This window comes from Brevibacillus formosus (assembly GCF_003013405.1).
GTDB classification, from domain to species: Bacteria; Bacillota; Bacilli; order Brevibacillales; family Brevibacillaceae; genus Brevibacillus; species Brevibacillus formosus.
Genome location: NZ_PXZL01000013.1, coordinates 280,161 through 302,824, shown reverse-complemented (window position 1 = coordinate 302,824; position 22,664 = coordinate 280,161). Strand labels below are relative to the sequence as shown.

The following is a 22,664-nucleotide window of genomic DNA, read 5'->3' as shown; positions in this document are numbered from 1 at the left end:
TGTAAATAACCCTTAGATCTCTTGCAGTAAAGCTTCTCTCTCTATTTTCTCTTTGCTGGCAATCATGCCAGCTGAAATTTATGGGAAGGGCTTGCATAGCAGAAGGTATATGTGCAACCATATACCCTCTGCTGCAAATCCCGTTTCCTTCGTTATAAAATTACTCGATGTACGCGCCTTTCCAATCCACGTCACCCAGGCCAGTTTGGTGAACACCTTTAACCTCAGGTTTCTGTACCCAAGATTGCGTGTACCAGTAAATTGGCATGATTGGCATTTCATCCATCAGGATTTGCTCCGCATCTGCCAAAATTTTCTTACGTTTCTCGAGGTCTGATTCCTTGGCGGATTGGTTCAACAAATCTTTATATTTTGCATTTTCCCAACGCGTATCGTTGTTTCCACCCATCTTATCCTTGAAGAGCTCCAGGAAGTTGATTGGGTCATTGAAGTCACCCAGCCAGCCCATCCGTCCAATCTGGAAGTTACCCTCATGCATATCTTCAAGGTAAACTTTCCATTCCTTGTTCTCGAGCTTCACATCTACACCGAGATTTTTCTTCCATTGATCTTGGATAGCCTCTGCAATCTTCTTGTGAGCCTCAGATGTATTGTAGGACAAGGTAATCGGTGGCAACTTGCTCATGCCAACCTCTTTCAGTCCCTCTTCCAAAAGCTTTTTCGCATTTTCTAGATCCTTGTCTTTGAAATAGCCATTTGGATTCAGCACCATGGATGGAGGTACAGCGCCTGTTGCCGGGATTTGGCCCGTTTGGAGAATGTTGTCGATCAAGGCTTGGCGATCGATCGAGTAGGCAAATGCTTTTCTTACTTTAATGTTATTAAATGGCGGCTTTTCGGTATTGAACTTGTACCAGTACGTTCCCGCGATTGGTTTGGTTTGAATCTTGCCTTGCTCTTTCAAAGCTGAAATCGCATCCGTTGGCAAAGCACTCATCGGTGCGCCAGCCCAATCAATTTCGCCATTTTCGAACATGGAGAGCTCTGTATTTTCGTCTTCCACCATGGAGAATTCGATTTTTTCGAGCTTTACATTGTCTTTATCCCAGTAATTTTCGTTCTTCACGAGCACCATCTTGCTCTTGTGCTCCCAAGATTCGATTTTGAAAGGTCCGTTCCCGACGTGCGAACTTGCTTCGCCTGCCCACTTCGGATTTGCTTCAATTACTTTTTTATTAACTGGGAAGTAGGTACGGAATGCGAGCAATTCCAGGAAGTATGGAGTCGGATTCTCCAGCTTTACTTCCAGAGTCTTATCGTCAAGTGCCTTCACACCTACTTCATCAAGCTTAGCTTCGCCCTTATTTGCTTTTTCACCATTCTTCACGTAGTACAGCTGATATGCGTAGTTGGAAGCTGTTTTTGGATCGAGAGCACGCTTCCAAGCATACTCAAAGTCATGTGCTGTTACTGGGTCACCATTGCTCCATTTCGCATCTCTGATTTTAAATGTGTAGGTTAGCTTATCATCAGAGACGGTGTAGCTCTCAGCGGCAGCTTCATGTGGCTTATCGTCGGTACCAATACGGGTCAAGCCGTCAAAGGTTGCCAAAATAATAGCGCCTGAAGTCGTGTCCTCTGCGAGCCCTGGATCAGCTGTAGGTGGCTCGGAATGAAGGTTCATCTTTAAAACTTGTGGCTTCTTCTCAGCAGCAGGTGTTGCAGGCTGTGAAGGTGCTGGAGTTGTTCCTCCTGCCGGTGGAGCGGCAGCTGGTTGACCTCCACCGCACCCTGCCAAGGCGGTTCCTAATACAGCAATCGAGCTCACAAGTGCAAACACATTCTTTTTCAACGCAATAACCCCCAGTACGTTTTTCTTTTTTGTCTTTTTTCTGAAAATAAAGGACGAAAAAAAATGAAAACTACACGAAGCTGCTTGACTTCGGCTGGAAGGCATCAACCCCTTTCATTGCAGGGTCACCTCGTCGTCTTGAACGAAAGAGAAGGTGTCTTTGTACTGCTTCAGTTCCAGTGAAACGTCCGCAGCTGCAATTCCTTCAATTTGAGAGAGTCGTTCGTTGACAAAGGTGATCAGCTCATCATTACTATGGAAACACGCTTGGATGATCAAGTCGTGCTTACCGCTATAAGCGCCTACAAAGCGTACTGCAGAGAATTTGCTTAATTTTTCTGCCACTTCTTTCTGCAAACCTAGCTTTGTGGTTAACCCGATGATAGCCTGCACATGTAATCCTAATTTCTCTGGATCGGGTTGTATTACAAATTGAAAGACTCCGTCTTGCAAAAGACGAGTGATGCGCGATCGAATTGTTCCTTCGCTCACGCCTAGTTGATGGGCGATTTCTGTATATGGGATGCGCCCATCTTCATGGAGGATTTGCAGAATCTGTCTGTCGACATGGTCCAGCTTTTTCATAAATACGATTTTCTGGGAACCTCCATCATTTTTTTACGAATTTCGCAATAATCTTTTACAAACAGTCTAATACAATAAAAGTAATCTGAAATGATAGCGGTGTCAACGAAATTTGACAAGTAGAATAATAAAACTTTATAAAGTCAATCCGAACAGTAAAATATATTTTATATAATAAAAAAACGACTTACATCTTACTATTGAATATGAAAAACTAGATTTAATCAACAATATTTTTTCGAGAAACTGTATTTTTACTCATAAAACAAGGCGTGCTCATGTGCTGTGCACGCCTTGTTTTATTTGATTGATCAACTAATATCCGGACATTCTATGCTTCGATAATTTTGTAAATCAACGGCTGTTCTCCGTCGATTGCCGTCGAAATCTGGAAGGCTTCTTCCATTTCCTTCAAGGCATTTTGCAGAAGATGGTCTTCGTTGGCATGGATGGTGACCAAGACCTCTCCAGCCTTCACCTGATCCCCGCGTTTTTTGTGCAGAACAAGACCTACTGCCAAGTCAATCGGCATTTCTTTTGTCAATCTGCCGGCACCCAAGACAACAGAAGCATGGCCAATCGCTTCCGCATCAATCGCGCTTACAAAGCCGTCCTGTTCGGCTGTAACGGTATGAATGATCTTTGCTTGCGGCAGACGAGACAAATCATAGACGTCCTGCTTATTTCCGCCTTGAGCCTCTACCATTTCCGCCAGTTTATCCACTGCTTTTCCGGAAGCCATCAGGTCTTCGAGCTTCTTACGTCCTTCTTCCACATCAGTAACAAGCCCACCCATAACAAGCATGCGGGCGCCAATAGCCAATACCAGCTCGGTCAAATCGCGAGGACCTCTACCTGCAAGTGTCTCCACCGCTTCTTTCACTTCCAGCGCATTGCCCACAGCAAAACCAAGCGGCTGGTTCATATCGCTGATAACTGCCACCGTTTTACGCCCTACTTGGCTGCCGATTGCAACCATCGCATTTGCTAGTGTTTCTGCCTCTTCAATACTTTTCATGAATGCGCCCTTGCCTACTTTTACGTCAAGCAGGATGGCATCTGCTCCAGCGGCAATCTTCTTGGACATAATGGAGCTTGCAATCAACGGCACAGCCTCTACAGTAGCTGTCACGTCACGCAGAGCATACAGCTTCTTATCGGCAGGTGTCAGGTTGCCAGACTGCCCGATTACGGACACGCCAATATCACGCACCTGCTGCAAAAATTGCTCGCGTGTGCGTTCTACTTCAAAACCTGCGAAGGACTCCAGCTTGTCAATGGTGCCTCCAGAGTATCCAAGACCTCTCCCGGACATTTTTGCCACAGGAATACCTGCTGCCGCTACCAATGGCGCAACAACAAGAGTAGTCTTGTCCCCTACTCCGCCTGTACTGTGCTTGTCTACCTTAATTCCTTGCAGGGAAGACAGGTCAAGCTGTTCGCCTGACCCTGCCATTGCCAAGGTTAGATCTCCTGTCTCTCTCGCAGTCATGCCACGGAAAAAGACTGCCATTGCCCAAGCGGACATTTGGTAGTCAGGAATACTTCCATCTGTATAGCCTGTCACCAGAAATTGAATCTCTTCTGTTGTCAGTTCTCCGCCATCACGTTTTTTGGCGATCATATCGACCATACGCATTGCTAATCCCTCCGAATCCGTTACTTACATTTTGGCTACGATGCCATTGACCAGAGCCAGGAATTGCGATTTTACCTTTTCTGTTGTTTCCATTACTTCATCATGGGACAGAGGTTGTTCCAAGATACCTGCTGCCATGTTGCTAATGCAAGAAATACCAAGCACCTTCACACCCATGTGTCGTGCCACGATTACTTCTGGTACAGTTGACATCCCTACAGCATCCCCACCCAATAAACGCAACATACGGATTTCTGCTGGAGTTTCATAGCTAGGACCTAGCAGACCTGCATATACACCTTCACGGAGCTGGATTCCTTGCTCGGACGCAACTTCATGAGCCAGCTTGCGGAGCTGTTTGGAATAAGCCTCAGACATATCCGGGAAACGTGCTCCCAATTGTTCATCGTTTGCACCGATCAAAGGATTGCGGAACGTCATGTTGATGTGATCGGAAATCAGCATGAGGTCGCCTGGATTGTAGCCTTCGTTAATTCCTCCAGCCGCATTGGTCACAATAATGGTTTCTACGCCGAGCAGCTTCATGACACGGATTGGGAAAACAACGGCATCCAGTCCATGTCCCTCATAAAAGTGGAAACGACCTTGCATCGCAACGACTTGCTTGCCTTGCAGCTTACCAATCACGAGTTGTCCTTTGTGGCCGACAACGGTGGACACAGTGAAGCCAGGGATTTCATGATAAGGAATGATCACTGGATTTTCGATTTCATCTGCCAAGACACCCAGCCCTGATCCGAGTACGAGACCAATGGTTGGTTTTTCTGTCAATTTCGGTTCGATATATGCTACTGCGTCATGGAAATTTGCCAATTTAACTCTCTCCTTTTTTGTGTTTCTTCTATTATATAAATGTTTATTTTTGCTTAACCTTTATAAATGATTAAGGAAGCTCTTCCCAATCACTGGAGCAGTTACTCCAAAATTGTCCGCAATGGTCGCACCCAAGTCCGCAAATGTTTCACGGATGCCCAAATGCTGTCCAGCTTGAATACCCTTGTGATAGACAAGCAACGGAACGTATTCTCTGGTATGGTCGCTGCCATGATGTACAGGATCGTTTCCATGGTCTGCTGTGATGACCAGCAAATCATTTTCTTGTAGCGCTTCCAAAAGCTCAGGAATGCGAGCATCGAACTCCATCAATGCCTGACCATACCCTTCTGGATCACGGCGATGACCGAACTTCGCATCGAAGTCTACGAGATTGACAAAGGAAAGGCCCGTAAACGATTGTTTCATCGTGCCCAGAATCTGATCCACTCCGTCCATGTTATCTTTGGTGCGGATAGATTGGGTAACGCCCTCTTCTGCGTAGATGTCGCTGATTTTTCCAATGGCAATAGAAGCAAGGCCAGCATCTTGCAAACGATTCATGACTGTCGGAGCAAATGGCTTCACGGAATAATCGTGACGATTTGCCGTACGGCTAAAATTGCCCGGCTGTCCAACAAATGGACGCGCAATGACACGAGTAACGGCGAATTCATCACGAAGCGTCAACTCACGAGCTACCTCGCATATATGGTACAGCTCTTCCAGTGGAACAACCTCTTCGTGGGCTGCCACCTGGAATACACTGTCCGCAGATGTATAGACAATCACTGCCCCTGTATTCATATGCTCTTCGCCAAGCTCGTCGAGAATGTCTGTCCCCGAAGCGACTTTGTTCCCGAGCACCTTGCGACCGATACGTTGCTCAAATTCTGAGATCAATTCTTGAGGAAATCCGTCTGGATACGTGTTAAACGGAGTAGATACATGCAGACCCATGATTTCCCAATGACCCGTCGTCGTATCTTTTCCCATAGAGATTTCCTGCATTTTTCCATAATGGGCCATAGGGGTTGCAACTGGCGCGACATTTTGGAGTGGCGCTATATTTCCCAAACCTAATTTTTGTAAGTTAGGCAATGAAAATCCTGCAACTCGTTCCGCGATATGACCTAAGGTGTTCGCTCCTGCATCATTGAACTTAGGCGCATCAGGTTGTTCGCCAATCCCTACGCTGTCCATGACGATCAAAAAAACTCGTGAATACTGCATCTTAACGCCTCCTGTTTACCAGTCATTCGAATTCCAAAATCAAGTCGTCAGACGTCTGACCTGATTCAGAAAATTTTTCTCCGCCCGACAATCAGGCGGAGTCGATCGTTTTTTCATACTCATGCTCGCGGATGCGTCTTGGCATAGATGTCCTTAATCCGCGTTCTGGTCACATGTGTGTAAATCTGGGTGGTTGAAATATCAGCATGCCCAAGCATCTCTTGAACAGAGCGCAAATCGGCTCCATTTTCCAGTAAGTGAGTGGCAAAAGAGTGGCGAAGCGTATGGGGTGTAATCTCAGCACGGATGTTCGATTTTTGTGCATAGCGTTTAATAATTTTCCAAAAACCTTGCCGTGTAATTTGTTTACCCAAGTGATTCAGAAATAATGCAGTATCGCCAGTTCCTTTTACCAGCTTGGGGCGCCCTGCTTGCAAATAGTGGCGAACCATTTGAATGGCAACCGAGCCTAACGGAATGATTCGCTCTTTTGATCCTTTTCCCAAGCATTTGACGAAGCCCATATCCAGATTCACATCAGCACTATCCAGATTGACTAACTCCGAGACGCGAATGCCTGTCGCATATAAAAGCTCAAGCATCGCCTTGTCCCGCAGCCCGGCAGGATGATTGACAGGAGGACTTTCCAAAAGACGTTCCACTTCCTCAACAGAAAGCACTTTCGGCAAGCGTTTTTCAATCTTCGGTGTTTCCAGATGAATGGATGGATCCTTATCTATGTATTTATCCCGAATGAGAAACTGATAAAACGCTCGTATCGATGCCATATTGCGAGAAAGTGTTGCTGTAGCACGTCCTTTTTCCCGTAAAACAAGCAAGTACCCAATGATGTGCGTCCGAGTAGAATCCTCTATTCGAGCAACACCTTGCTCTTGTAAGTACGAGGTAAAGGCCACCATATCCCGTTGATAGGATTCCAGGGTATTTCTCGATAACCCTTTCTCCACAGTCAGGAAATGAATAAACTGATCAATCAGACTGTCCATGAAGCTGTCCCCTTCAGCTGATAAGTATCTTGTATTGCTTTCCACAAAGAAAAAGAAACTCCTGCTTCTCCAGGTAAAAAACTCACACTTGCATTACTCTCCCGTTAAATAAAAGAGCTGCAGACGTGCGACATATCCGTCAAAATCCTGCGCCTGAGAGGTGTTGATGACTTTTACTACCTTCACCGCATTCCCATGTGGTTCATGATAAGGGTTTGCCGGGAGAAATTTGTCCGCCAGCAAGGTAATGATGCCGTAGGAGAGCAAGGTGCAGGTAATGAAAAGAAGCAAGAAACGAAGACCCTCCATCAAGCGGCGATAAGAGACCTTCATCGGTGAGCCTCCTTACAGACTTTCTTTCATTTATATGCACTTGTCCCTCGCTCCATTCGGATCGATCCTCGCTTAGGATTCCACAGGATTAGGTCTGCCATTACAAAAGCTCCCGATGAAAAAAGAAAAACTTCTCCGTTCCCAGAGAAGTCGACTTTATTTGAAGTCCTCCACGTTCACTTTATCTACACAACGATTGCAGATCCCGTAGAAGGTCAATCGGTGGTCGGTAATATAAAAGTTGTAAACATTCTTGACTTTTTCTTCTGCTGTGACAAGCAGATCTTCAAAAATTTCATCCACCGTACCACAATTGAGGCAAATGAGGTGATGATGGTGATAGGCAGCATTATCATCACGAAGATCGTAACGAGCTACGCCATCGCCAAAATTCATTTTATGAAGGATCTTCAGTTCGCTCAACAGCTCTAATGTCCTGTATACGGTAGCAAGCCCGATTTCCGGTGCTTTATCCTTCACCAACAAGTAAACATCTTCCGCACTCAAGTGATCTTCTTCATTCTCCAACAACACGCGAACAGTGGCTTCACGCTGTGGTGTCAGCTTGTAGTTCTGTGAATGCAACTGCTGCTTAATTTTCTCTAATTTTTCTTCCAACATTAATGCCCCTCCCCGCTCGCATGAAACCTGTTCCTATTATAGTAGAGGGGCATCGAATAAGTCAAATGCATAAGTTCTTACCTGAGAATTATTCTTAATTAAGCACAAGCTGCATCAGCCTAGGGGAAATGAAGGTTTCAAACAAGGCTGCAATCGTCAATACCGCCAGCATGCTAAGAACAAGGACGGTATAGCCCATAAAGTGTGGCATGATAACATCTCTTTTGCTCAGCACTCTCGTTCGTATGAGTCGAAGAGAAAACGAAATTCCGCTGACGCCTACAATAAAAAGGGCAGGGACGACTAATAAATTTTGCGGGAGAACACCCACCATGGCAAATGTTACACCTTGCCATTGGAGCTGACTCACCAAAAAACCGACGGTGAAACCGACCACGACTCCTTTTAGGAAGAGCATCAACAAAATCATCGGCAACCCAATAATGGACAATCCCAGCACCCACATGATCGCAATGGTTTTGGCATAATGACCAAACGCCTGCTGAAAATGGGCACTGGTCTCAGGGATTCCATCACTGCCAAGACTGTTAAAAAAATATTGCAGAAAACCGTACAGCTCCTGCTTCTGTGACAATGGCAGTGAATTGACGAGGACGGCTCCGAAAATAATGCCCATCGTAAACAGGACGATCGTGAACCAGTAGAGTGACTGATGCTCTCTCGCATAGGATTGGATAGTTTGTCCGACTCGTGAACGCACGCTTCGTCGCCTCCCGCTTGGCTGATTACTGTACAGCTTATGCGGACGAGTTCTCCCCTATGACAACCTACATCGGGATGATCTTTCCGTAAGTACCGGCGCCGCCCTTTTGGACAGAGAGCTTTCCCTCGCGTGCTTGTACGATGAGCGAAGCGATTTTCTCTCCGACAACATGGGTGAGCTCTTCTTCGTTCACGCGATGCAATACGTTCATCTGTGTACCAAACGACCGATACAGCTTGTCCAACAATTTTGGACCAATTCCCGGGATGAATTCCAACGGGATTTGCTCGATATAAGGAGGACGGAATACCGGATGCTGGCCAGCCTCTACATCCGCCAGCTGATCAATGCGCGCTGCAACCCCTCGCACAATTCGTTGGAAGCCGCATTCCGGACATTTTCCTGAAGCATCCGCCGCGAGCAAAGACTGGCAACCTTGGCATGCCGTCTGATGATACTTGCCAAGCTCAGGGTGTAGACCGTAATTTACATGAACCCCTCTTCCACCGATGCGCTTAATGGCTTTTACCCACTCTTCAAAGGAGCGCTCTTGCATATACACCGCTTGATATTCCCGGCCTATCTTCGCCAGAGAATGGGCATCTGAGTTTGTGAGAAAGGTTTTGTCATGTAGCTCGGATATACGGTCCGCCATAATGGTATTCGCACTCAATCCCAGCTCAACCGCATAGATGAGCGAAGGATCAAGCACTTCGGCCATCGAATCCGTACAGCTCCCGTACAACCCTTTATGCGGCGTAAAAATATGTGCCGGGATCAAAAGACCCTTCAACTGATGGACACAGGCTTGCAATTCCTTCAGTGATGTGTAGATACGCTGAGAGCTTAATTGCACATTTTTGCAGCGTTCAGACAGCCATGCGGTAAATTGCTTCATTTCTTGCAGCTTCGGCAAATAAACGAGAAAATGGGCTGCACCACGCCCTGGCTCTTTGATTTCTACTTCGCACCCCAAGATTAGCAACGTATCTTTGTAGGAAATTCCCCCATCCTCCTGTTCAGTCGCTAATCCCTTTTCCAACAGATCTACCAGCTCATCCTGAACCTCCGGCGAATGTGCATCGATAATCCCGATAACATCCATCCCTTTTTTATCTGAGGCCTCCTCCAAAATTTTGGTGAGAGTCATTTGGCGAGAAGCCGTTATTTTCACAGGTTTACCTGTCCACGTACCACCGATGTGAATATGCATGTCGCAAAAATAGGAAGGGAGCATGGTTCTATCCACGTTCGCGCAGCATTTTGTTTTCCCACGCAAACAATGCCACGACTGTCTTGGCATCCCGTATTTCTCCACTTTGGTGCAGGGCATGTGCTTCTTCGAGTGTTACTTCCAGCACATCAACGAACTCATCCTCGTCTGGCTTGCTTTCTCCTTTTTTCAAACCAGTGGCGACAAAGACATGTAAAATTTCATCCGCGAAGCCTGGCGATGTATAAAAAGAGCTGAGCGGTGTGTACTGACTTGCAACGTAGCCCGTCTCTTCCTCCAACTCGCGCATTGCACATGCAAGTGGCTCTTCCCCTGGCTCCAGTTTTCCTGCTGGGATTTCCACGATCGTACGCTCCAATGGCTTGCGGAACTGTCGAACCACAACCATTTTGTTATCATCGGTAATCGGCAACACGGCAACCGCTCCTTGATGATTCACGATTTCTCGCTTGGCTGTGTTGCCATTGGGCAGAAGCACCTCATCTACCTTCACCTTAATAATTCTTCCGTCGTAAATCGGTTGACTGGAAATGGTTTTTTCATATAAGTGATCATATTTACTCATTGTCGTCATCATCCTTTTTCCATAAAGTCGTTCTAAATCATCAATTCCCTCCATAAGTTGGGAGCATAGAGCTTGTCCACCTTATTGTATCGGAGGAGATCATGAATGAAAACATATGTTAGCGAAAAGCAATTGCGTATGGTCGGGAAAGCTTGGGAGATCAAGGCTTCACTTCGTTCCTGGTCAAATAAAGACCTAACTCTTCAAGAGTACTTAATGAAGCGGGCGAATGCGGGGCGTCGTTAACGCTTTGGATGATGTAGCCCACACTTTTTCCTACAAAATCGGCCGCCATGCATGCCGTTTGAAAAGGTGCAGGGTCCTCTTGCCAATTTCTCCCCATTGTAGAAAAGGACAAGCCATACCTCTTTTCCAGCGAAGCCAGTTCTGACAGGTCTGGGACTTTTCCCTTTACCAAAATATGCTTCCCCGCCACTTCTATTGTTTTCATTTGCCGTGAAAGTAGTTCATCTCTTTCATCCCCGAAAATCGGGATTGTAACTAAAACAGGACAAAGAGCAAATCTGTTTAATATCGAAATGGTATGGTGACTGACACCGTAATGCCTGGTACGTGTGTCCCCAAAGCTGATTCTAGGAATAAAAAAGGGTGTTCCTCCAAGAGTAGATACGGCATGAATGACCTCAGCTAACTGAATTCCCGAGAAGCCATAAGATGTACCCGTACCTGCTACCCCAGGTCCCAACATACAAATAATGATATCGGCATGCTCTACATGCCGCGCTGCCAACAAGCCACTATGAATCGTCAACGACTCGCGATCTCCGCCCCACGCATGACCTGTTGTCACTGTCGCAGCCAAGCTCCCGACTGCTTTTAATTGATGGACGTGCTGACTCAAGGCAATCGGCAAGGATGCGCCGTCCGGCATGACATATACGATACGAGCATTAGGATTTTCTTTATGCAAAGCAAGGACAGCAACAGGTAGAAGACTGTGTAGCTCGCTGATCAAAACAGGAGTACCTTCCAGGGATAAATCTTCTTGTACAAACAAGGGGTGATATGGGCTGGCCTGTTCTTCTACCGAATCAACCGCGAGCTGCCATGGCGAATAGCGCATTTTCATGACATGCCCCCACTCATTCGGAAGGACATCAGTTTCTTCCGGTTGGGAAACCTTCCCTACGACAAAGTGATACCCGCCTGTCCCCAATTCAAGATGAACAGCTGTTGTATTCATCAAAAGCAAATCGCCACTGTTGTAATCCTCCTGTAAAAAAGACAGCACTCTCTCCACTTTGTATCCAGCAACCGATTCTGTCCGGACTTCGAGTATCTGTATCCCTGTTTGCTTTTCCAGAACTTTTTGGACCGTCCCCACCGCCAAACGGAGCACTCAGCTTCCCCCTTTCTTTCCTGCCTCGTCCTCGAGCTTTCTATTCAGTCTATGATGAACAGTGGTTGTCTCAATCATGCAAACAAGTAAGCGAACAAACAAAAAGGCCGGAACCCCCTCTCAGAGATTCCGACCTGTCTTTTGGTTACTCTTGCACTTCTGCAATAACAGCAAGCACCAACTCAGCCGCTTTGTTCAGTTCTGCGATTGGCATGCGCTCGTTTTTTGTATGGATTTCTTCATAGCCGATGGCAAAGTTTACGCTTGGCACGTTGTAGCCGTTAAATACGTTACCGTCGCTTCCGCCGCCGCTTGCAACCAGCTCCGGATTGCGGTCTACACGTTTAACCGCTGCAATCGCTTTTTGTACAACAGGCGTTTCTTCATTGAATTTGTAGCCGTGGTACATAAAAATAACCTCATTTTCACAAGTCGCCCCCATCTCGGCTGCCACTTCTTCAAATGCTGTCGTCATTTTCTTCACTTGAGCTTCCAGCTTGTCCATAACCAAGCTGCGAGCCTCGGACCAAATTTCTACATAATCGGTTACGATATTGTACGCTTTACCACCTTCAAAGCGACCGATGTTTGCAGTTGTGTCTGCATCAATACGGCCCAGTGGCATACGGGAAATTGCTTTACTAGCAACCGTTATAGCACTGATGCCATCCTCAGGATTCACACCTGCATGCGCTGCTTTGCCGTGGATTTTAGTTACGATGCGGTATTGACCAGCACCAGCTACTGTAATTTTTCCAACCGGACCTTCCGAATCGAGAATGAAGCCCATTTCTGCTTTCAGCAGGCTGGAATCCATTGCACGGGAGCCTACAAGTCCGGACTCTTCTCCTACAGTCAATACGACTTGGATCGTTGGATGAGGCAAGTTTTGCTCTTTCATGCTGCGGATCCCTTCAAAGATCGCCGCGATTCCTGCTTTGTCATCGGCACCAAGGATCGTCGTTCCGTCAGAATAAATGTAGCCATCGCGAATTTGAGGCTTGATTCCGTTTCCTGGTACAACCGTATCCATATGGCTGCTAAACAGGATGGTTGGACCTTTTCCAGTTCCCTCCAAGGTTGCAATCAGATTGTTGGCACCATGTCCGGTTTTCGCTGCTGCGTCATCCTCTTCTACGGTAAAGCCCATCGCAATCAGTTTTTCTTTGAGCACCTTGTTGATCTCTGCTTCGTTCTTCGTTTCACTGTCAATCTGGACGAGCTCTAAAAATTCATTTAACAAACGCTCTTGGTTGATCGTACTCACACTCGTTACCTCCTGATCGTACTGCCCGATTTTGGTACATATTCACAAGTTCCAGTATACCGCAAAAAAATTTTTTCTACTACGTAAACGCCTATGATTCTTTCGGATATTGGCACAGCTCATACAAAACGCCATTCGCTGCTTTCGGATGCAAAAATCCAATCAACGCATCGTGCGCACCCGCTTTGGGGATCTCGTGAATAAGAGGTACACCTTGCTCTTTTAATGTGGCTAAACGACCAGTAACGTCGTCTACATCAAAAGCAATGTGGTGGATGCCTTCTCCTCGTTTTTCCATAAACTTTGCTATCGGACTCTCATCACTCAACGGCTCTAGTAATTCAATATGACTTTCCCCGACCTTTAAAAATGCCACTTGTACTTGTTCGCTCTCCACGATTTCGGTTCCAACCAACTCCAATCCCAATTGCTCGGTATAAAAGGGAAGCGTCTTTTCCAAGCTTTTTACCGCAATGCCAATATGGGCAATTTTTTTCGGTGCGCTCATGAATCATCATCCTTTTGTAAGTGGTTGTCTCATTGGCTACAATTCGGTACAATTTCAGCATGGACGAAAAAAGAAAGCCAATGATATCCTTTTCTTCATTCTAGCACAGCCACTTACAGAATCACCTGATAATTTCCTCTTTACCTTGAAAGGAGGTTTGATTAGAATGAGACATCAATCGCTCTTTGCCAAAATCCTGATCGGTATTCTAATACTCTCACTCATCGTTCCCACGTTTTTTTACTTTCAATAAACGAGGGATGATAAACAAGTAAAAACCCCTTTCCGACCGAAAAGCGGAAAGGGGTTTTTCGTTTGTCCCAGCTTGTTTTTATTTGTATACGTATACGCTTGGAGCAGCCCAGCCGACTTTGTAACCAAGATTATCCGTAACGGTACGGATTGGAATCATTGGCATACCGTTTTTGAGAACAACAGGTGTTGGCAGTTGAATTTCCGTATTGCCTACTTTTGCTTTTTTCGACCCAACTGTAAACTTCACGACTTTGGTTCCACTGATAACAGCAACACTTGTATTGTTCCATTGCGTAGTCAGTGCCATTGCTTCTTTAAAGAATTGGGCTGGAACCATGGTCGTATTTGCTTCAATGTAAGGAGCTACAGAGAGAGGATACGTTTTGCCTTGCAGGGTGAAGCTTGCTGTATTTACTTTAAAGGAAGCCGCGTTTGCTGGAATTGCTGTCGACGGTTGTTGCGGTGTTGGCGTTGCAGGCTTTGGTTGAGCCGGGGAAGGCATCCCTACACCAACAGCACGAGCAAACAGCAAACCTCTTTCTTCGGAAGTAAATACGCTGATGCTATATGTGTTTTTCACAGCAGGATTTACGATGTTCGCCGCTGGATTGATCACGACATTAGCATTTGTTGCCGCAGGAATATCCTGAGACGGATAAATCAGAACGTTTTGTCCACGAACTGCAACGAAATTCGCACCTACACCATTCACAGAGATGTTAGCTGGCGCGATGTAAGCCGGTACCTTGTAGCCTACCGGGAATACGATCTCGATGAAATCGCGTTGCTTTTGCAGACCAACACCCAATCCTTTAATTGCCACGTTCACACCCGTCTGCTTGCCAAGTGCATTTTGTGTCAATGCGATAGTTGCAGTGCTGTTGTTCGTATTTGTATTTGGTACAGGAACTGGATTGGTCGGGTTGGTTGGGTTAGTTGGCGTCGGGTTCACCGAAGAGCCACCGATGCTAAAGGCTTTGGATTCCAGAGTTCTTCCGGATACAGTAGCCTTCAACGTGTAGTTGCCAGCCGTTTTTGGATTCGAAATCCACGCTCCGAAAGTAACTTCAACCTTCACTTTGCTAGTCGCTTTGAAGCCGGTTGGTGCAACCAAGGCAACTTTGTTTCCGAGTGCACTAGCTTTCTTCGCTGCTTTCCCATTGAGTAAAAAGTCTGATGCTGTCAAAATGCCCGGTACCATATCAGAGGACGGGAACTCAAGAATCAGTTCTCCATCTTCTTTCAACTCTTTGCTGCCGAAGTCAGCATCAAACGTGTAGCTAGTGCGAGCTCCTGCACCTGGATCGGACAGATTAACCGTGAAGCTGTCGGAAGCACTGCTTGAGCTGGAGCCGTTTTTCGTAATTTCGAATTCATCTGACTCATATGTCGTACCATCGTATTTCACTTTGAAAACATATTTGTCGCCAGAACTAGGGTTCTCAATGCCAGCAGATTTGTCAAATTCCAACGTAATGTAATCATCCGAGTCTGCTCCACTCGGAATCTTGATATCTACCGAGCTACCGCTAATACTGACGGATTTCGCTGTATAACCGTTTACTTTTACATCGTCTTCATCAATGCTTGAAGGCAACATGCCTTTCTCTGGGAAAGTGACGGTAATCGTGGAGCTCGTCTCCAGCTCATCGCTGCCTTTCAGAGAAATTTTGCCGAGTTTGAGGCTAACTTTTTCGCCTGCTGCTTTGCTGCTCAGCGTTACGCTGTAATCGTTTTTGGACTTGCTACTGCTGCTGGAGCTGCTTTTTTTGATCTCAACTTCGTCTGTGTCAGAGCTCTCGTTTTCGGTTTCTACACTTACGTCATATGTACCCTTGTCATCAGGATTTGTGATTCCCTTTTTAATGGTAAACGAGATTTTATCGCCTTCATCAAAATCCTCATCCACCGTGATGGTCACTTCATTGCCATCCACTTCTACCCTTTTGACATCTATACCGGAAATATCTTTCTTACTGATATCTTTATCCACATCGAAATCATCGTCGAAATCAACCGTAATGGTATCTCCGCTCGCCAGGTCTTCTTCTAGCGTGAATTTAATATCATATTCACTTTCTTTCCCGGCACCATCGTTGTCAGCTGATACATCCAACTTTTCAACTGCATATGCTTGCGGTACTGCAACAAAAGGTGTAGCGGCCAGCGCTGATGCCAGCACTATTGGTAGTGCTTTTTTACTTTTCTCCATGTTTTTCCTCCCATATTTACCGTTGATCTGGAAAATCTCTCTAGCAGGACGCTATCAGTCTACCACAAATGCTATCTGGTGGGAATCTCTTCTAGATCATTTCAGAGACTTACCGGCTTCAATTGGTAAGACGATGATGCCTCTGAAAAAGTTACATACGTAATGATCGATTTGGAAAAATTTTTTTGCATTTCTTTCATCAAAAAACCAGGTCATTACTTGACCTGGCTTCAATGACACTCTAATACAGCTTGGTATCCGGTCCTACATTCTCGAGCTTTTGTTTCACACTTTGCAGGAATCGCCCACAAATCAGACCATCCAGCACGCGATGATCCAAGGACATGCACAGATTGACCATAGAACGCACTGCGATCATGTCGTTAATAACGACAGGGCGTTTCACAATGGACTCGACACTAAGAATCGCAGCTTGCGGAGCATTGATAATCGGCTGGGACAAAACAGAGCCAAAGGAGCCTGTGTTGTTAACCGTAAAGGTTCCGCCCGTCATGTCATCCATCGTCAATTTCCCTGCACGGGTGCGTGCTGCCAGATCATCGACTGCTTTAGCTATGCCCAAAATAGATTTTTGGTCAGCATGCTTGATGACAGGAACATAGAGAGCATCTTCCGTAGCTACTGCGATGGAGATGTTGATGTCCTTTTTCACAATGATTTTGTCGTGTGCCCACGTGGAATTGATCATCGGGTACTCTTTCAGCGCTTCTACCACCGCTTTGATAAAGAACGGCAGGAACGTGAGGTTGAGCCCTTCTTTTTTCGCAAATTCGCCTTTTGCCTGATTGCGGAAGTTAACGAGATTGGTCACATCTACTTCGACCATCGTCCAAGCATGTGGAGCTTCATGCTTGCTCTGTACCATTCGGTTTGCAATCGTACGACGAATAGATGTTACAGGTACAACTTGATCACCGCTTGCAACCGGAATATCTACGGAAACAGCAGGAGTCGAAGCTGGAGCTGGTGCTGGTGCTGCCGGCGCAGGCGTTGAAACGACAGTAGTTTGTTCGACTGCTGCCACAGGAGCCTGCGCGACTGTTTCTTTCACGGTCTCAGCTGGCTTTTGACCGCCCGCGTCGATAATCGCTTGGACATCTTTGCGGGTAATCCGACCACCTGCTCCAGTCCCTACAACACGGGACAAATCAATGCCATGTTGCTGTGAGAGCATAACAACCGCGGGTGAATAGCGTTGTTTTGGCCCATCGCCGACTGGTGCTTGTTGAATGGATACAGCTGGCGTTGCTGCCTTTGGCTGCTCGGTTGCAGGCGCTTGTGGAGCCGTGGTTTCCGTCGTGCTAGCAGGTGCCGTATTCGTTGCACCTTCCGCACCACTCTCTTCTATATATAGGATCAATGTACCGACAGCAACCGTCTCACCTTCTGGCACGACGATCTCAGTAACACGTCCTGAAACGGTAGAAGGAACCTCTGCGTTTACTTTATCCGTCGTCACTTCAGCCAGCGAGTCGTATTTCTTGACCGTGTCGCCTACATTGACCAACCATTTGCTAATAGTGCCCTCGGTCACGCTCTCTCCGAGCTGGGGCATAAGTACTTTCGTTGCCATGATCCTTGGTCCTCCTCGCCTTAAAAGTTGGCCAGCTCGCGCATTGCTTCCAATACTTTTTCCGGGTTCAGCATAAAGTATTTTTCCATCGGCGGGCTGTATGGCATAGCTGGTACATCTGGACCACATAGACGCTTAATCGGTGCATCCAAATCAAACAGGCAATGCTCTGCTACAATGGCAGCTACCTCACCGCCAACGCCGCCTTCTTTGTTGTCCTCGTGTACGATCAATACTTTACCTGTCTTCGAAGCCGCTTCTACAATCGCTTCTTTGTCCAACGGATACAATGTGCGCAAATCGAGAACATGCGCGCTGATGCCTTCTTGTGCGAGCTTTTCCGCAGCTTGCAGTGCGAAGTGCAGAGTCAAGCCGTAGGAGATGACTGTAATGTCTGTGCCCTCTCGCTTGACGTCCGCCTTGCCAATCGGCAACACATAGTCGTCCTCAGGCACTTCGCCCTTGATCAAACGATAGCAGCGCTTGTGCTCGAAAAAGAGCACCGGATCTTCATCGCGGATGGCTGCTTTCAGAAGACCTTTTGCATCATAAGGTGTCGAAGGTGCCACTACTTTCAAACCAGGAGTGTTCGTAAACATCGCTTCCACAGATTGCGAGTGGTACAGTGCACCGTGAACCCCGCCGCCGAATGGGGCACGAATCGTGATCGGGCAATGCCAGTCGTTGTTTGAACGATAGCGCATTTTCGCAGCCTCACTGACAATTTGGTTCACAGCTGGCATGATAAAGTCCGCAAACTGAATCTCTGCGATTGGACGCATACCGTAAGCGGCCGCACCAATCCCTACACCGACAATTGCGGATTCAGCCAGTGGCGTATCAATCACGCGCTCCTCGCCAAACTCTTCAATCAATCCGTTTGTCGCACGGAAAACCCCACCGCGTACGCCAACGTCTTCTCCGAGGATAAACACATTGGAATCGCGACGCATTTCTTCACGCATCGCCATTGTAATTGCATCAATAAAAGAAATGACTGCCATAAAAGCTCCCCCCTTATTCCCCGTATACGTATGTCATTGTCGATTCTGGTGTTGGATATGGCGCGTTTTCTGCATATTCAGTGGCTTCATCCACTTCCAACTGTACACGAGCAAGCATATCTGCTTCCTTGTGTTCGTCCAAAAGTCCGATCTCTCTTAAATACTCAGCAAAAACAATCAACGGGTCCTTTTTCTTCGCTTCTTCCACTTCTTCTCTCGTCCGATACACACGATCGTCATCGTCACTGGAGTGCGGAACAAGGCGATACATAACGGCCTCAATCAGCGTTGGCCCTTGACCACTGCGAGCACGTTCAACCGCTTCTTTCATGACACGATATACTTCAATCGGATCGTTTCCGTCCACACTGACTCCTGGGAAGCCGTAACCGATCGCACGGTCTGCTACACTTTCACAAGCCAGCTGCTTTTTCAGTGGTACAGAGATCGCGTATTTGTTGTTTTCGCAGAAAAAGATAACGGGGAGCTTGTGGACACCCGCAAAGTTCGCACCCTCGTGGAAGTCCCCCTGATTGCTGGAGCCTTCTCCGAAAGATGCATACACAACAAAATCTTTTTGCTTCATTCTACCTGCCAAAGCCATACCGACTGCGTGTGGCACTTGGGTAGTAACAGGGCTAGAGCCCGTCAAAATATTGTACTTCTTGCCACCGAAGTGACCTGGCATCTGTCTTCCACCGCTATTCGGGTCTTCTGCCTTCGCAAAGGCGGACAGCATGCAATCACGGGCTGTTTGGCCAAAGACCAGCACCAAACCAAGATCGCGATAGTACGGGCACAAGAAATCTCTGTCTTTTTCCATCGCAAAAGCTGCCCCCACCTGCGCTGCTTCCTGACCTTGGCAGGAAATCACGAACGGTACTTTGCCCGCACGATTCAACAGCCATTGACGCTCGTCAATTTTTCTGGCCAATAGCATGTAATAATACATGTCAAGGACTTGTGCATCGGTTAATCCCACTTGCTCATGTCGCTTGGTTGTCATCGTTACATTCCCTCCTTGCTAATTGTGTATCGCTTTTCCGTCGACAGCCTGAGCTGCCTCCATGATTGCTTCGGATAAGGATGGATGTGGGTGAATCGTCTGACCGATCTCCCACGGAGTCGCATCCAGCACACGGGCCAAGCCCGCTTCGGAAATCATATCTGTCACATGTGTACCGATCATGTGAACCCCTAACAAATCATTGGTCTTGGCATCAACGACCAACTTCACAAAGCCGTCATTCTCACCGTGGATCAGTGCTTTGCCCAGCGGCTTAAAGCTGAACTTGCCGATTTTCACATCGTAGCCTTGTTCTTTTGCTTCTTTTTCAGTGAGTCCGACATTTGCGACTTCAGGTCGGCTATACGTACATTTCGGAACCTTGGTGTAATCCATCCGGTGCGGGTTTTGTCCAGCCATGTGCTCTACCGCGAGTATCCCTTCATGCGAAGCAACATGCGCCAATTGCAGACCGCCAATAACATCACCAATCGCATAAATATGAGACTCTGCGGTCTGGAAAAATTCATTAACCACGACTACGCCACGCTCGACTTTGATTTCCGTTGCTTCCAAACCGATGTTTTCTACATTCGCTTGGCGTCCTACTGATACGAGTACCTTTTCGGCTTCAAAGGTTTGGACTCCATCCTTGACTTCCGCCTGAATAGAGACTTTGCCTTCCCCTTTTTCCAACGATTCAGGCAGCACTTTTGCTCCCGTCACGATATTGACTTTCCGCTTTTTCAACAGGCGAGCCAATTCCTTGCTCACTTCTTCATCCTCGAACGGCAATATACGGTCGGCGTACTCCACAACAGTCACTTCTACACCGAAATCATTGAGCATGGAAGCCCACTCAATCCCGATGACACCTCCACCAACGATGACTACAGAAGCAGGCAATTGCTCCCACTGCAACGCTTCATCGCTTGTTACCACATAAGCTCCGTCGATGACCAGACCTGGGAGTGTGCGTGGACGAGAACCTGTTGCCAGCAAAAGGAATCGTGGAACGATCATTTCTTGGTCCCCGTTTTCCTTTTCAATGCGCACAGCACCTGCCTGCGGAGAAAAAATAGAAGGCCCCATGACTCTTCCAAAGCCTTCAAAGACAGTAATGCTGCCTTTTTTCATCAAGTATTGAATCCCTTTGTGAAGTTGGTCGATAATGCCTTGCTTTCGCTCTTGTATTTTTGTGAAGTCATAGCCTACAGCACCTGCCGAGACTCCGTATTTGTCAGCTTCCTTCAGGGTGGAGAATACTTCTGCACTGCGCAATAGCGCTTTGGATGGGATGCAACCACGGTGCAAGCAAGTACCACCGAGCTTTTCCTTTTCCACGATTGCTACCTTCATTCCCAATTGGGAAGCGCGGATTGCCGCTACATAACCGCCGGTACCTCCCCCGAGGACGACTAGATCAAACTCTTGAGACACCACGATCTCTCCTTTCATTCGGAAAGCTAACCTGCGTATTAACGAGAATATGAATATTCAAAGAAAACCGTTTATGTATTCCTGACCGCCCTCCACAAAAAGAGCGGACAGGAGTATGAACTTTAATAGAAAAAACGAGATTAGCGCTTGTAAACAGTCTTGCCGTTTTGCAGGAAAGTATTACGTGATCTTGCAACACTTGCAATGCGCTCTTCCGCCATGCGGTCAGCAGCTTTGTAGGAAGCCATGCCATCACGCTCAGCGATTTCGTAAATTTTCAGGATGCTGTCATAGATTGTTTCTACTTTTTTCAATGCACGCTCGCGGTTGTAGCCTTGCAGCTCATCTGCCACATTGATTACACCACCAGCATTGATCACGTAGTCAGGCGCGTAGATCAGACCCATTTCGTGAATTTGGTCGCCGTGTCTCTCTTCTTTCAGCTGGTTGTTAGCGGCCCCTGCAATCACTTTTGCTTTGAAGAGCGGAATGGTGTCATCGTTGATGATTGCACCCAATGCGCAAGGAGAGAAGATATCGCACTCTACGCCAAAGATCTCGTTAACACCAACGGCTTTCGCACCGAAATCGTTCACTGCGCGATCTACGTTTTCTTGATTGATATCCGTTACGATCAAATGCGCGCCTTCTTCATGCAGATGGCGGCACAGATTGTACGCTACGTTTCCTACACCTTGTACAGCAATCACTCGTCCGGAGAGAGAGTCGGAACCAAACGCCAATTTAGCAGCAGCTTTCATTCCACGGTAGACACCGTAAGCTGTAACAGGGGATGGGTTGCCACTGGAACCGAATGCAGGAGAAACACCTGTAACGAAATCTGTTTCCAAGTGGATCATATCCATATCTGCTACCGTTGTTCCTACATCCTCTGCTGTGATGTAACGGCCATTCAGCCCTTGAATATAGCGGCCGAAAGCACGGAACAGCTCTTCGCTCTTATGCTCGCGCGGGTCACCGATGATGACAGCTTTACCACCACCGATGTTCAGTCCTGCCGCTGCGTTTTTGTAAGTCATCCCACGACCGAGGCGCAGTACGTCCACAATCGCCTCTTCTTCTGTTTTATACGGCCACATGCGCGTACCGCCGAGTGCTGGTCCTAATGTCGTATCATGAATGCAAATGATTGCTTTCAAACCGGAATTTTCGTCTTGGCAAAATACCAATTGCTCGTAATCGTACTTTTGCATGTAGTCAAAGATGTTCACTGAAGAAACCTCCCTAGTATCTTTCGTTTTCCGCTTAAGTAAGCTGGCGTAACAGTGGGCTCCATTTGGAGAATTTCCCGCCAAGAGGTATATGCAAAAGTCATGCCAACAAAACCAAACTTGTGAAAGCGCTTTATTTTAGAGAACGCGGGATGATTGTCCCTACGTCAAGTCTGCATTTCTTTGCATATACGCGCA

20 protein-coding genes and 1 pseudogene are annotated in these 22,664 nt (G+C 47.0%); 1 reads left to right on the top strand and 20 read right to left on the bottom strand.

All coding sequences use genetic code 11. The features are described from left to right. Positions 1–160 precede the first annotated feature (160 nt). The 11 genes from C7R91_RS14035 to C7R91_RS13985 form a co-directional block, all read right to left on the bottom strand. Positions 161–1,813 carry a peptide ABC transporter substrate-binding protein gene (locus C7R91_RS14035; protein WP_047069481.1) on the bottom strand — a complete coding sequence of 551 codons (1,653 nt, stop codon included), beginning with the start codon at positions 1,811–1,813 and terminating at the stop codon, positions 161–163. Positions 1,814–1,927: 114 nt separating this feature from the next. Continuing rightward, positions 1,928–2,398 (bottom strand): Lrp/AsnC family transcriptional regulator, encoded by a 471-nt coding sequence (locus tag C7R91_RS14030; RefSeq protein WP_012686077.1) that lies wholly within the window; start codon positions 2,396–2,398, stop codon positions 1,928–1,930. A 331-nt stretch (positions 2,399–2,729) separates the two neighbouring features. Then, a complete protein-coding gene (locus C7R91_RS14025; RefSeq protein WP_047068896.1) occupies positions 2,730–4,037 on the bottom strand; it encodes a pyrimidine-nucleoside phosphorylase in 1,308 nt (435 codons plus the stop codon). Positions 4,038–4,061: 24 nt separating this feature from the next. Then, positions 4,062–4,871 (bottom strand): purine-nucleoside phosphorylase, encoded by an 810-nt coding sequence (locus tag C7R91_RS14020; RefSeq protein WP_047068895.1) that lies wholly within the window; start codon positions 4,869–4,871, stop codon positions 4,062–4,064. A 60-nt stretch (positions 4,872–4,931) separates the two neighbouring features. Further along, positions 4,932–6,104: a phosphopentomutase gene (deoB, locus tag C7R91_RS14015; RefSeq protein WP_047068894.1), complete on the bottom strand. Its 1,173-nt coding sequence runs from the start codon at positions 6,102–6,104 to the stop codon at positions 4,932–4,934. Between the two features lie 119 nt (positions 6,105–6,223). After that, complete coding sequence (xerD, locus tag C7R91_RS14010; protein ID WP_047068893.1) at positions 6,224–7,111, bottom strand: site-specific tyrosine recombinase XerD; 888 nt, start codon at positions 7,109–7,111, stop codon at positions 6,224–6,226. A 93-nt stretch (positions 7,112–7,204) separates the two neighbouring features. Beyond that, on the bottom strand, positions 7,205–7,444 hold the full coding sequence (locus tag C7R91_RS14005) for a YqzK family protein (RefSeq protein WP_047068892.1): 240 nt from the start codon (positions 7,442–7,444) through the stop codon (positions 7,205–7,207). Between the two features lie 156 nt (positions 7,445–7,600). After that, positions 7,601–8,065: a ferric iron uptake transcriptional regulator gene (gene fur, locus C7R91_RS14000; protein ID WP_007720739.1), complete on the bottom strand. Its 465-nt coding sequence runs from the start codon at positions 8,063–8,065 to the stop codon at positions 7,601–7,603. 94 nt (positions 8,066–8,159) lie between these two features. Continuing rightward, positions 8,160–8,786, bottom strand: coding sequence for a stage II sporulation protein M (spoIIM, locus tag C7R91_RS13995; RefSeq protein WP_016739960.1), 627 nt, complete (start codon positions 8,784–8,786; stop codon positions 8,160–8,162). Between the two features lie 67 nt (positions 8,787–8,853). After that, complete coding sequence (locus C7R91_RS13990) at positions 8,854–10,026, bottom strand: endonuclease Q family protein (protein WP_047068891.1); 1,173 nt, start codon at positions 10,024–10,026, stop codon at positions 8,854–8,856. Between the two features lie 4 nt (positions 10,027–10,030). Then, entirely contained in the window at positions 10,031–10,588 is a 558-nt protein-coding gene (locus C7R91_RS13985; protein WP_047069480.1) for an NUDIX domain-containing protein, read from the bottom strand. 105 nt (positions 10,589–10,693) lie between these two features. On the opposite strand from C7R91_RS13985, the pseudogene mciZ reads away from it, so the two are divergent. Then, positions 10,694–10,747 (top strand): annotated as a pseudogene (gene mciZ, locus C7R91_RS29965) (Z-ring formation inhibitor MciZ); the annotation flags it as partial. 1 nt (position 10,748) lies between these two features. Here the strand turns inward: mciZ and C7R91_RS13975 are convergent. From C7R91_RS13975 to C7R91_RS13935, 9 genes are all read right to left on the bottom strand, one after another. Beyond that, positions 10,749–11,948 (bottom strand): DUF3866 family protein, encoded by a 1,200-nt coding sequence (locus tag C7R91_RS13975; RefSeq protein WP_047068889.1) that lies wholly within the window; start codon positions 11,946–11,948, stop codon positions 10,749–10,751. A gap of 145 nt (positions 11,949–12,093) precedes the next feature. Next, on the bottom strand, positions 12,094–13,215 hold the full coding sequence (locus C7R91_RS13970) for a M20/M25/M40 family metallo-hydrolase (protein ID WP_047068888.1): 1,122 nt from the start codon (positions 13,213–13,215) through the stop codon (positions 12,094–12,096). Between the two features lie 91 nt (positions 13,216–13,306). After that, on the bottom strand, positions 13,307–13,723 hold the full coding sequence (gene mce / locus C7R91_RS13965; RefSeq protein WP_047068887.1) for a methylmalonyl-CoA epimerase: 417 nt from the start codon (positions 13,721–13,723) through the stop codon (positions 13,307–13,309). Between the two features lie 331 nt (positions 13,724–14,054). Then, positions 14,055–16,190 (bottom strand): copper amine oxidase N-terminal domain-containing protein, encoded by a 2,136-nt coding sequence (locus C7R91_RS13960; protein ID WP_047068886.1) that lies wholly within the window; start codon positions 16,188–16,190, stop codon positions 14,055–14,057. A 241-nt stretch (positions 16,191–16,431) separates the two neighbouring features. Continuing rightward, a complete protein-coding gene (locus tag C7R91_RS13955) occupies positions 16,432–17,784 on the bottom strand; it encodes a dihydrolipoamide acetyltransferase family protein (protein WP_047068885.1) in 1,353 nt (450 codons plus the stop codon). 20 nt (positions 17,785–17,804) lie between these two features. Beyond that, positions 17,805–18,788, bottom strand: coding sequence for an alpha-ketoacid dehydrogenase subunit beta (locus C7R91_RS13950; protein WP_007720847.1), 984 nt, complete (start codon positions 18,786–18,788; stop codon positions 17,805–17,807). A 13-nt stretch (positions 18,789–18,801) separates the two neighbouring features. Then, positions 18,802–19,794, bottom strand: coding sequence for a thiamine pyrophosphate-dependent dehydrogenase E1 component subunit alpha (locus C7R91_RS13945; protein ID WP_047068884.1), 993 nt, complete (start codon positions 19,792–19,794; stop codon positions 18,802–18,804). An 18-nt stretch (positions 19,795–19,812) separates the two neighbouring features. Beyond that, positions 19,813–21,234 (bottom strand): dihydrolipoyl dehydrogenase, encoded by a 1,422-nt coding sequence (lpdA, locus tag C7R91_RS13940; RefSeq protein ID WP_047068883.1) that lies wholly within the window; start codon positions 21,232–21,234, stop codon positions 19,813–19,815. A 140-nt stretch (positions 21,235–21,374) separates the two neighbouring features. Then, on the bottom strand, positions 21,375–22,466 hold the full coding sequence (locus C7R91_RS13935; protein WP_047068882.1) for a Glu/Leu/Phe/Val dehydrogenase dimerization domain-containing protein: 1,092 nt from the start codon (positions 22,464–22,466) through the stop codon (positions 21,375–21,377). Between the last annotated feature and the right edge of the window lie 198 nt (positions 22,467–22,664).